The 11,546-nt window shown below is 66.7% G+C and carries 8 protein-coding genes; 4 read left to right on the top strand and 4 right to left on the bottom strand.

Annotated elements, in window-relative coordinates:
- Both CI41S_RS26205 and CI41S_RS26200 read right to left on the bottom strand, forming a co-directional pair.
- A partial coding sequence (locus tag CI41S_RS26205; protein ID WP_139862246.1) for an IS110 family RNA-guided transposase occupies window positions 1-506 on the bottom strand: 506 nt, incomplete at its 3' end.
- Between the two features lie 203 nt (window positions 507-709).
- Window positions 710-2,182, bottom strand: coding sequence for a protein adenylyltransferase SelO (locus CI41S_RS26200; protein ID WP_139862245.1), 1,473 nt, complete (start codon window positions 2,180-2,182; stop codon window positions 710-712).
- A 188-nt stretch (window positions 2,183-2,370) separates the two neighbouring features.
- On the opposite strand from CI41S_RS26200, the gene aspS reads away from it, so the two are divergent.
- A complete protein-coding gene (aspS, locus tag CI41S_RS26195; protein ID WP_139484103.1) occupies window positions 2,371-4,146 on the top strand; it encodes an aspartate--tRNA ligase in 1,776 nt (591 codons plus the stop codon).
- Window positions 4,147-4,349: 203 nt separating this feature from the next.
- Here aspS and CI41S_RS26190 read toward each other — a convergent pair whose 3' ends face one another.
- A complete protein-coding gene (locus tag CI41S_RS26190) occupies window positions 4,350-6,329 on the bottom strand; it encodes a hypothetical protein (protein ID WP_139862244.1) in 1,980 nt (659 codons plus the stop codon).
- Between the two features lie 231 nt (window positions 6,330-6,560).
- Here CI41S_RS26190 and CI41S_RS26185 point away from each other — a divergent pair, with 231 nt between their 5' ends.
- The 3 genes from CI41S_RS26185 (at window position 6,561) to thrS (ending at window position 11,008) form a co-directional block, all read left to right on the top strand.
- Window positions 6,561-8,870 (top strand): NADP-dependent malic enzyme, encoded by a 2,310-nt coding sequence (locus tag CI41S_RS26185; RefSeq protein ID WP_139862243.1) that lies wholly within the window; start codon window positions 6,561-6,563, stop codon window positions 8,868-8,870.
- A gap of 100 nt (window positions 8,871-8,970) precedes the next feature.
- A complete protein-coding gene (locus CI41S_RS26180; protein WP_139862242.1) occupies window positions 8,971-9,423 on the top strand; it encodes a DoxX family protein in 453 nt (150 codons plus the stop codon).
- 367 nt (window positions 9,424-9,790) lie between these two features.
- Complete coding sequence (gene thrS, locus CI41S_RS26175; RefSeq protein WP_139862241.1) at window positions 9,791-11,008, top strand: threonine--tRNA ligase; 1,218 nt, start codon at window positions 9,791-9,793, stop codon at window positions 11,006-11,008.
- Here the strand turns inward: thrS and CI41S_RS26170 are convergent.
- Window positions 10,980-11,540, bottom strand: coding sequence for a dihydrofolate reductase family protein (locus tag CI41S_RS26170; protein ID WP_139862240.1), 561 nt, complete (start codon window positions 11,538-11,540; stop codon window positions 10,980-10,982). The genes thrS and CI41S_RS26170 overlap by 29 nt on opposite strands.
- Window positions 11,541-11,546 lie beyond the last annotated feature (6 nt).

Raw genomic sequence — 11,546 nt, 5'->3', positions numbered from 1 at the left:
CTCGGCTTCTCGAGCCGGGCCATCAGCTCGCGCAGCCCCTCATAGCCCTGCGCCGCCACGATCCCGAGCTCGCTCAGCGCCGCCCGCAGCGCGTTCGCGGCCATCGTCCGCTGCCGAACCAGCAGCGCGCGGGTGCCGTGAACCGCCAGCGCCGCCTGCTGCGCGACGCTCTTCACCGCCACAAAGCGCATCGTCGGCCGGCTCACCGCCTCGCAGATCGCCTCCGCGTCCCGGCCATCGTTCTTGTTGCGCTTCACATAAGGCTTCACATAGGCCGGCGGCATCAGCTTGACTTCGTGGCCGTACTTCCCGATCACCCGTGCCCAATGATGCGCGCTGCCACAGGCCTCCATGCCCACCAGGCACGGCGGCAACTGCGCAAAAAACTTCTCCACGGCGGCCCGCCGAAGTTGCCGCCTCAGCACCACAGCTCCCGCCGCATCAACCCCGTGAACTTGAAACACGTTCTTCGCCAAGTCCAAACCAATCGTGCTAATCTTCGTCATGGACGGTCCCCTTGTCTGGTCGAATCAACATCACCAGTCTGGCACACTGATGCCGTTGGGGGCCGTCCACCCCATCTTTGCGAGCGAAGCGAAGCAATCCATTGATCCCCGAGCTGAGATATGGATTGCTTCGCGGAGCCTGTCATCGGGCGGCCCTTCGGGCCGACCCGTTGGCTCGACAGCAATGACGGTGGGGAGCGGCCTCACGTCCCGCAGAAGGTCTGCGTCACGCGCTGCTCGGGCAGCGGCGGCTCGGTGTAGGCCGCGTAGTGCGGCTGGTCCTCGAATGGTTTTGCCAAAACCGTCAGCAGTTCCTCGAACGGCGCGTAGTCGTCATTGTTGACGGCCGCCGCAATCACCGCCTCGATGCGGTGGTTGCGCGGGATGAAGGCCGGGTTGACGGCATGCATCGCGGCCTTGCGCTCGGCGGGCGACTGCGGCTCCAGCGCGAGGCGCTCGCGCCAGCGGGCGGCCCATTCGTCGAACGCGGCAGGATCGGTGAACTGCGCGCGGACGTCGGCGGCATCGTCGGCCGCGGCGTTGCCGAGATGGCGGAAGGTCAGCGTGAAGTCGGCGGCATTTTTCGCCATCGCATCGAGCAGGTCCTGGATCAGCGCCTCGTCGCCGTCGCGCGCGGTGAACAGGCCGACTTTTGCGCGCAGGCCGGCAATGTAGGCCGTGGTGAATTTTTCCGGGAATTCGCCGAGGATGGTTTGCGCCTGTTCGATCGCCTTCTCCTGATCGTCGGAATACAGCGGCAGCAGGCATTCGGCGAGCCGGGTCAGATTCCACAGGCCGATGCGCGGCTGGTTGGCGTAGGCGTAGCGGCCCATCTCGTCGATCGAGGAAAACACCTGGCCCGGGTTGTAGGCATCGAGGAAGGCGCAGGGGCCGTAATCGATGGTCTCGCCCGAGATCGAGGTGTTGTCGGTGTTCATGACGCCGTGGATGAAGCCGACCAGCAGCCAGCGCGCGATCAGCGCGGCCTGCCGCGCCACGACGGCGGCGAGCAGCGCGTGGTAGGGCTGATCGGCGGCCTTCAGCTCGGGATAGTGCCTCGCGATGACGTGGTCGGCCAGCGCTCGGACGCCATCGGTGTCGCCGCGGGCGGCGAAGAACTGGAAGGTGCCGACGCGGATGTGGCTCGCGGCGATCCGGGTCAGCACCGCGCCGGGCAGCGCGGTCTCGCGCATCACGGCCTCGCCGGTGACGACGGCGGCGAGCGAGCGCGTGGTCGGGATGCCCATCGCGTGCATCGCCTCGCTGACGATGTATTCGCGCAGCACCGGACCGAGCGCGGCGCGGCCGTCGCCGCGGCGGGAGAACGGGGTCGGGCCGCTTCCCTTGAGCTGGATGTCGCGGCGGACGCCGTCCCTGTCGATGACCTCGCCGAGCAGGATGGCGCGGCCGTCGCCGAGCTGCGGAACAAAATGGCCGAACTGGTGGCCGGCATAGGCCATCGCGATCGGGTCGGCGCCGTCGGGCAGCCGTTTTCCGGCGAGGATTTCGGCGCCCTCGGGCGTCGACAGCAGGTCGGGCTCGAGCCCGAGCTGGACCGCCAGCGGCCGGTTCAGCTTGATCAGCCGGGGCGCGGCCACCGGGGTCGGCGCGACGCGGGCGAAAAAGTTCGCCGGCAGCGCCGAATAGGTGTTCTGGAACGGGAAATGGATGGTCATGTGCTGAAGATAGGCCGGTGGGGCGAATAGGCAAACGATTGGTGCCGGATCGCCGCAAATTGTGCGGTTTCGGGCCAAAACCGGGCGTTCCCTTGGTTGCCGCCCCGGGCGGGCTCGGGTAAACCCAGCGCCTTCGGATAGGAAATTTCCTACCGCGATTCTCCTCCGACATCGATTTTGGGATGACTATGCATCGCTACCGGTCACATACATGCGGCGCGCTCCGAGAGAGCGATATCGACCAGACGGCCCGCCTCTCAGGCTGGGTGCACCGGGTCCGCGACCATGGCGGCGTGCTGTTCGTCGATTTGCGCGACCATTACGGCATCACCCAGTGCGTGGCCGACCCGGACTCGCCGGCGTTCGCCGAGGTCGAGAAGTTCCGCTCGGAGTGGGTGGTGCGGATCGACGGCAAGGTGCGCCGCCGCCCCGCCGGCACCGACAATCCCGAACTGCCGACCGGCATGGTCGAGGTCTACATCAAGGAGATCGAGGTGCTGGGCCCGGCGGCCGAGCTGCCGCTGCCGGTGTTCGGCGAGCAGGAATATCCTGAAGACATCAGGCTGAAGTACCGCTTCCTCGACCTCCGTCGCGAGAAGCTGCACCAGAACATCATGACCCGCGGCGCGATCGTCGATTCCATGCGCAAGCGGATGAAGGAGCAGGGCTTCTTCGAATTCCAGACCCCGATCCTGACGGCGTCCTCGCCGGAGGGGGCGCGGGACTTTTTGGTGCCCTCGCGCATCCATCCGGGAAAATTCTACGCGCTGCCGCAGGCGCCGCAGCAGTACAAGCAGCTGCTGATGATGTCGGGCTTCGACCGCTACTTCCAGATCGCGCCATGCTTCCGCGACGAGGACCCGCGCGCCGACCGCCTGCCGGGCGAGTTTTATCAGCTCGACGTCGAGATGAGTTTTGTGACCCAAGACGACGTGTTCGCGGCGATGGAGCCGGTGATCACCGGCGTGTTCGAGGACTTCGCGAAGGGCAAGCCGGTCACGAAGAACTGGCCGCGGATCCCGTTCGCCGAGGCGGTGCGGAAGTACGGCTCCGACAAGCCGGACCTGCGCAACAAGATCGTGATGCAGGAAGTCTCGGAACATTTCCGCGGCTCCGGTTTCAAGGTGTTCGCGCGGATGCTCGAGGACCCGAAGAACCAGGTCTGGGCGATCCCCGGCACCGGCGGTGGCTCGCGTGCGTTCTGCGATCGCATGAACTCGTGGGCGCAAGGCGAGGGTCAGCCCGGCCTCGGCTACATCATGTGGCGCGAGGGCGGCGAGGGCGCGGGTCCGCTTGCCAACAACATTGGCCCGGAGCGCACGGCTGCGATCCGCGACCAGCTCGGCCTGAAGGAAGGCGATGCGGCCTTCTTCGTCGCCGGCGATCCTGAAAAATTCTGGAAGTTCGCGGGGCTTGCACGCACCAAGCTCGGCGAGGAGCTGAACCAGATCGACAAGGACCGCTTCGAGCTGGCCTGGATCGTCGACTTCCCGATGTACGAGTATGACGAGGAGAACAAGAAGGTCGACTTCTCGCACAACCCGTTCTCGATGCCGCAGGGCGGCCTCGATGCGCTCAAGTCGCAGGACCCGCTGACCATCAAAGCGTTCCAGTACGACATCGCCTGCAACGGCTACGAGATCGCCTCCGGCGGCATCCGCAACCACAAGCCGGAAGCGATGGTGAAGGCGTTCGAGATCGCGGGCTATGGCGAGCAGGAGGTCATCGACCGCTTCGGCGGCATGTACCGCGCGTTCCAGTACGGCGCGCCGCCGCATGGCGGCATGGCGGCCGGCCTCGACCGCATCGTGATGCTGCTGTGCGGCACTACGAACCTGCGCGAGATCTCGCTGTTCCCGATGAACCAGCAGGCCATGGATTTGCTGATGGGCGCGCCGTCGGAAGCGACCCCGAAGCAGCTCAAGGAGCTGCACATCAGGACGAACTTGCCGGCGAAGGGCTGAGACGTCACCTCGCCCCGCTTGCGGGGAGAGGTCGGAACGCATCGCAAGATGCGATCCGGGTGAGGGGGAGCCCCCGCGAGTCCATCTGGCAACAATTTTGCGGAAGTCCGTAGCCCGGATGCAGCGAAGCGCAATCCGGGGCAGTCTCTCCGCGGCGGCACCGTTCCCGGATTGCGCTGCGCTGCATCCGGGCTACGGGAGCGTCATAGCCCCGTCGACGCCTCGATCTTGAATTGCGCCAGCGCCGACTGCAGATCGATCCTGACCAGCTCGATCAGCTGCTGCACCGGCGCCTTGGCGCGCGGGGTCAGCTTGATGACCAGGGTCTGGCCCGGCGTCTCGACGAAGCGGCTGATGGCCGCGAACAGGGCGGTGGCCTCCGGGTTCGATCCACTGACCGCTTCGCTCTGCGCCTTGATGGCATCGAGCATGGCGCGCCGCGCCTCGTCGCGGCCGACGTCATGGCTGCGCGCATAGGCGCCGACCGCAAGATCGACGCTGCCGAGATCGCGCAGCGTGAGCTCGATCGGGCCGGCCTCGATCTGGCTTGCCGCGGCGATCGACTGCGGGCTGAGCGCGAACGCTTCCCGCGGCACGTTGCCGAGCGAGGCGCGGGCCGAAGCATTCAACAGCCCACCGAGGTCGAGCTTCACCGGCTCGAGCGCGAAGGCGCGCGACGCCTCGGTCCAGACAGCGCCGAGATCGGCATCGATGGTCATCCGGTCGATCCCGGCGGCGACGAGCTGCTGCTGCGCCGAGTCGGTGCGGTCGAGCGGCCCGGACAGTTTGGCGACCAGCCGCAGCTTGCTCGGGATCGATCCGACGAACTGGCCCCAGTCCAGGCTGAGCACGTCGATGTTGACCGGCTTGCCGGTGGCCTTGTAGGGCGCGACAAGTCCCTTGACCTCCGCACCTTCGATCAGCGGCAGCAGCGCGAGCGCCTGCTCGGGGACCGCCTTCTGCGGCGCAAACTGCGCCGTCAGTCGCATCAGATTGGCAACGTCGACGGATTTCAGCGCGAAGCGGCCGAACTTGATCGGCCCCTGCGGCCCGCGGCCGTCAAAACCCTCGATGGCAAATTCGCCGATCTTGCCGTTGACGAAATCGAGCCGCGTCGAGGCGAGCTTCATTGGACCCTGCGGCGTCTCGATCGAGAGCCCGCGCATCTCGTAATTGCCGATCCGGATGCCGTCATAGAGCGCCGCCACCCGTTCCATCATCTCGCGCGCCTGCGCCGCGGTCGGCGGTGCGCCACCGGAGGGCGTCATCACCGCCATCAGCTTCGGCAATTGCATCCGTGACGGCCGCAGCGCGACGTCATCCATGGTGATGCCGTCGAACCGCATGTTCACGCCTTGCGATGAGGTGATGACGTAGGGACCGGCCGCGACGTGCCGATACACCCGGTATTCCCGGTCGTCATCGGCCTTGGGGGGATCGAAGGCTGCGGCCATCGCACCGACATCGATGTCGTCAGCGACGAGGTCGGCAAGACTGCCGGTGACCTTGACCGGCTTGCCGGCCGCCTGCGGGTTGAATGTGAAGGCAACCTTGCTGATCTTGCTGGAGCTGATCTTGCCGTCCTTGATGTTCTCGAAGGCAAGGCCCGAGTAGCTGAACTCGCCTGCCGCGCCGTCGCCGAAGGCTGGGGTGACCTGGACCGTTCCGGTCATATCGGGGATGGTGATCGAGGCGGCGCTGATGGCGGCGAGCTGGTCGAGGCCGAACCGGTACAGATCGAACAGGGATGACGAAGCCGGCGGCCGCGGCGCGCCGGCCAGGCCGGAATAGTCCTTCAACGTAACCAGCGGCGCCTTGTAGGCGATCTTGAAGGGCTGCTTGCCCTCGGTCGCCGCGCTCACCTCGATGTCGTTGACGTCGATGCTTTGCGCCGAGAACCGTGCTGCATCCGACTGCCTGACGCCGTGGGCCACGACGTTGGCCGCCTTGACGATGATCGGCGGCTGCGTCGCGGTCTCCAGGCTCATATCGGTGATGGTCAGGCTGCGCTTGAGCACGTCGAACGAGACAGGGCCATGGCTCGCCTTGCCGCCCTGTGCGCGAACCTGCTCGAACACTGCCTCGACGCCGGCGGTCGCCCGATGCTGCGTGTAGCGGTCGAAGCCGAACAGGCCGGCGGCCACAATCACAATGACGAGCAGGCCGAGCAGGATTTTCTTCATTCGGTCAACTCCGGCGCATCAAGAGAAAAAATTTGCCAATCTTCGGTGGGTGACTCGGAAACGGCAGCGTCGGCCTGCGCCCGGCCCGGGCCTGTTGACGGGGGTGTGATCGGATGTTGCATCCAAGCGGCCGGGCGTGCTTCACATCCGGTTCGATCTGCCGGACAACTGACTATCGCTTGGATTTAGCATACAAAAAAGACAATCGGGTTGGAAACGCGGGGAGCACGCATGTCGTCATCGTCTGAAGAACTCCACAATGCGGCGCTCGCCTATCACCGGCTGCCGCGGCCGGGCAAACTCGAGATCCAGGCGATCAAGCCGCTCGCCAACCAGCGCGACCTCGCGCTGGCCTATTCGCCCGGCGTCGCCGCCGCCTGCACCGAGATCGCCAAGAACCCGGCCGAGGCGGCCTCGCTGACCGCCCGCTCCAACCTGGTGGCGGTGGTCTCCAACGGCACCGCGGTGCTCGGGCTCGGCAATATCGGCCCGCTGGCCTCCAAGCCGGTGATGGAAGGCAAGGCGGTGCTGTTCAAGAAGTTCGCCGGCATCGATGTGTTCGACATCGAGATCAAGGCCGACACCATCGAGCGCGTGGTCGAGACGGTGGCGGCGCTGGAGCCGACCTTCGGCGGCATCAATCTGGAGGACATCCGCGGTCCGGAATGCTTCGAGATCGAGGCCCAGCTCAAGGAGCGCATGAAGATCCCGGTCTTCCATGACGACCAGCATGGCACCGCGATCATCGTTGCGGCTGCGATCGTCAACGGGCTGCTGCTCAACGGCAAGAAGCTGGCCGAGGTGAAGATCGTCTGCTCCGGCGCCGGGGCTGCGGCGATCGCGACCCTCAATCTGCTGGTCTCGATGGGCGCGCAGCGCAAGAACATCTGGGTCTGCGATATCGACGGCGTGGTCTATGACGGCCGCAACACCACGATGGATCGCTGGAAGGCGGTCTATACCCAGAAGACCGACGCGCGCGTGCTCGGCGACGTCATCCCGGGCGCGGACATCTTCATCGGCCTGTCGGCGCCGGGCGTGCTGAAGGCCGAGATGGTCAAGCAGATGGCCGACCAGCCGCTGGTGATGGCGCTCGCCAATCCGGTGCCGGAGATCATGCCGGATGAGGCGCGCCAGGCGCGGCCCGACGCGATGATCTGCACCGGGCGGTCGGACTTCCCGAACCAGGTCAACAACGTGCTGTGCTTCCCGTTCATCTTCCGCGGCGCGCTCGACGTCGGCGCCACCGCGATCAACGAGGCGATGAAGCACGCCGCAGTGGACGCGATCGCGCAGCTCGCGCGCGACCCGCCGTCGGACGCGGTGGCCCACGGCTTCGAGACCGGCGAGACGCAAGGGTTCGGCCCGGGCTCGCTGATCCCGAGCCCGTTCGATCCGCGGCTGATCCTGCGCATTGCGCCGGCGGTGGCCAGGGCCGCGATGGAGTCGGGCGTCGCGACCCGGCCGATCGGCAATTTCGACGAATATGCCGCCAACCTCGAGCGCTTCGCGTTCCGCTCCGGCCTCACCATGAAGCCGGTGTTCGCCAAGGCCAAGACCCAGCCGGTGCGGGTGATCTACGCCGAGGGCGAGGACGAGCGCGTGCTGCGCGCCACTCAGGTGGTGCTGGAGGAGAAGCTGGCGCGGCCGATTCTCGTGGGCCGCCCCACGGTGGTCGAGACCCGGATCAAGCGCTTCGGGCTGTCGATCAAGGCCGGGCGCGATTTCGACCTGGTCAACCCCGAGGACGATCCACGCTACCGCTCCTATGTGCAGTCCTATATCGACGTCGCCGGCCGCCGCGGCGTGACGCCCGAGGCGGCACGGACCGTGGTCCGCACCAACAACACTGTGATCGCGGCGCTCGCGGTGTCGCGCGGCGAGGCCGACGCGATGCTGTGCGGCGTCGAGGGCCGCTACATGAGCCATCTGCGGCACGTGCGCGAGATCATCGGCTTCCTGCCGGGGATCTCCGACTACGCCGCGTTGTCGCTGATGATCACCACCAAGGGCGCGCATTTCCTGGCCGACACCCAGGTGCGGCCGAACCCGAGCGCGGAGGAGCTTGCCGAGGTGGCGTCGCTGGCGGCGATCCACGTCCAGCGTTTCGCCTTCAAGCCGCGGATCGCCTTCGTGTCACACTCCGACTTCGGCAGCTATGATACCGACTCCTCGCGCAAGATGCGCCGGGCCACCCAGCTCCTGAAGGAGCGGCATCCGGAGATCGAGGCCGACGGCGAGATGCAGGGCGACACCGCGCTGTCGGCGGTCGCGCGCCGGCTGGTGTTGCCGCAATCGCGGCTGGAGGGTGAGGCCAACGTACTGATCATGCCGAACCTCGATGCCGCCAACATTGCCTACCAGATGATCAAGTCGCTGGCCGATGCGCTGCCGGTCGGGCCGATCCTGATCGGACCGGCGCGTCCGGCGCACATTCTCACGCCGTCGGTGACGGCGCGCGGCATCCTCAACATGACCGCGGTTGCCGCGGTCGAGGCCCAGGAGCGGGCGGGTCGCGCCCAGCCGACGCTGTTCGGCTGAGCGGAGAGGCCGGACGCATTCGATTTGATCGAAGCAGGCGGAGCGACCATAATCGCTGTGCCTGCTTCGTCCGATTTCTGCCACCCAGTGAGGCCGACCCATGCCAGCGTTCATCACCTTCGGGCGAATCCTGTTTGCCGTGCTGTTCCTCTATTCGGGGGCCTACAAGCTGTTCGGCATCCAGGCGACCGCGGGCCTGCTCGCGGCCAAGGTGACCATTCCGGCCGTCGTCGCGCCCTATACCCAGCAGATCGAAAGCTTCGTCGGCATGCCGTTCATGCAGCTGCTGGCGATTGCGATCGGCGCCTTCGAGATCATCGCCGGCCTGATGATCGCGGTGAACGTGCTGACGCGGTTCTTCGCCATCCTGCTGATCATCTTCGTCTGTTTTGCCACCTTCTACTTCCACGATTTCTGGAATCAGCCGGCGCCCGGCAACTACCAGACCCTGATGGATGCGTTGAAGAACCTCTCCCTGATCGGCGCCCTGTTCGTCATCGCCGGCTACGGCCGCGGCCCGCGCCGCGACGAGCCGGCCTATGGGGACGTTTAAGATCTGCTCTCCATCGTCATTGCGAGGAGCGACAGCGACGAAGCAATCTATCCGCGCGTGCGGGCCGATGGATTGCTTCGCTTCGCTCGCAATGACGGCTGAGTTTCGAGGAAACTGGAACCGGTAGCGCAGTGGGAACAACCGGGCGTTGACGTCTGAGCGTTTTGCCGCCATATACGGCGCATGAACATGCTTCGCTCAGCCGCTTCGACCACCACCGCGACCGCTTACGGCGGATCGCCTGCTGGTTGCGCGCGCTAGAGACAAGCGTCCTTCACCCAGAAAAGGCCCCGCCGGCGACGGACGGGGCCTTTTCTGTGTTTGATGATCCCGTCCGCGCTTGGTCCCATCACAAGGAACTCAAGTCATGGACGATCGCGATCACAGAAATCTCGGCGTGCAACTCAAGCTCTGGCACCTCCAGGAGGATGCGCCGGGCATGGTGTTCTGGCATCCGCGCGGCCACGCGATCTACCGGGTGCTGGAGGACTATGTCAGGCGCAAGATGCGCCGCGCCGGCTATGCCGAGGTCCGTACGCCGCAGTTGCTGCCGCAGGCGCTGTGGGCCCGCAGCGGCCACTGGGACAAGTTCGGCGAGCACATGTTCCGTCTCGACGACGGCGACGCGGCGATGGCGCTGAAGCCGATGTCGTGCCCGTGCCATGTGCAGATCTTCAACAAGGGGCTGCGCTCGTGGCGCGAGCTACCGATCCGCTATGCCGAGTTCGGCGCCTGCCACCGCAACGAGCCGTCCGGTTCGCTGCACGGCATCATGCGGACCCGCGCCTTCGAGCAGGACGATGCCCACGTGTTCTGCTGCGAGGAGGACGTGGAACGTGAGGTCGCGTGCTTCATCGCGCTGCTCGGCGAGGTCTATCGCGAGCTCGGCTTTCCCGACTATGAGGTGGCGCTGTCGACGCGGCCGGCGCTGCGCGCTGGCGACGACGCGACGTGGGACTGGTCGGAGGCGAAGCTCGGCGATGCCGCGCGGCAATGCGGTCTCGTGCCCCGGATCAGTCCCGGCGAGGGCGCATTCTACGGACCGAAGCTGGAATTTTCGCTGCGTGACCGGCTCGGCCGATCCTGGCAGTGCGGCACGGTGCAGCTCGACGGCGTGCTGCCGGAGCGGCTCGATGCCTCCTACATCGCGCCTGACGGCAGCCGCGCGCGGCCGCTGATGATCCACCATGCGATCTTCGGATCGCTCGGCCGCATGATTGCGATCCTGCTCGAGCACCATGGCGGCGTGCTGCCGTTCTGGCTGTCGCCGGAGCAGGTCGCGGTGGCGCCGATCTCGAAGGAGCAGGCCGGATACGGCGCCGAGGTGCTGGCCGCGTTCGAGGACGCCGGGATCAGGGCCGTCGCCTATGACGGCGCCGACACGCTGTCGCGGCGTATCGTGGCGGCGCGCGAGATGGCGGTGCCGGTGATGGCCGTCGTCGGCGGGCGCGAGATGCGGGACCGAAGGGTGAGCCTGCGCGAGCGCGACGGCGCGCAGGCCGACGTTCCGCTCGCCGAGGCGGTGTCCCGCCTGCAGGCGCGGGCGCGGCCGGACGCTATCGATCCGCGCGCCGCCACGGCGTGACGCTGACATCGTGCGCGGCGTCGATCAGCTCTGGCGCGCCGGCGACGAGGCCGTGGGCGGATAGCACCTCTTGCGGGGTGCGGTCGGGGACGCCGGGAAAGCACGGCTCGCCGTCGGGGATGCGCACCCGCGGCGCGATCGACAGCCAGAAGACGTCGTAGCGGTCCATGAACATGCCGAACACGGCAGGGCCGCCGATGATCGCGGCCATGCCCGAGGTAACGCCGGCCACGCGGCTGGCCTCATCGAACGAACAGCCGGCGGGATTCCACAACAGCGCTTTTGGATAGGACGGATCGGGCGCGGTGGCCGCGACCTTGCGGGTCAGGATGATGCGCCGCCGCTTCGGCGCGTTCGGTTGCTCCTCGCCCGAGTGACGGCCGTGCACGACGAGGTCGGCGCGGTCGAGCGCCGCGGTGAAGAAGCGCTTGTCGCCCTCGATCTTGAGATCGTCGGGCATCACGTTGGCGGCGTTCGCCAGCCGGCCGTCGGCCGAGACGATGACGAAACCCTCGATACGCAACGCCGCCACTGAAAC

This window comes from Bradyrhizobium ivorense (assembly GCF_900696085.1).
GTDB classification, from domain to species: domain Bacteria; phylum Pseudomonadota; class Alphaproteobacteria; order Rhizobiales; family Xanthobacteraceae; genus Bradyrhizobium; species Bradyrhizobium ivorense.
Note: the sequence above shows the minus strand (reverse complement) of the source record. Positions and strands in the feature narration are given on the sequence as shown.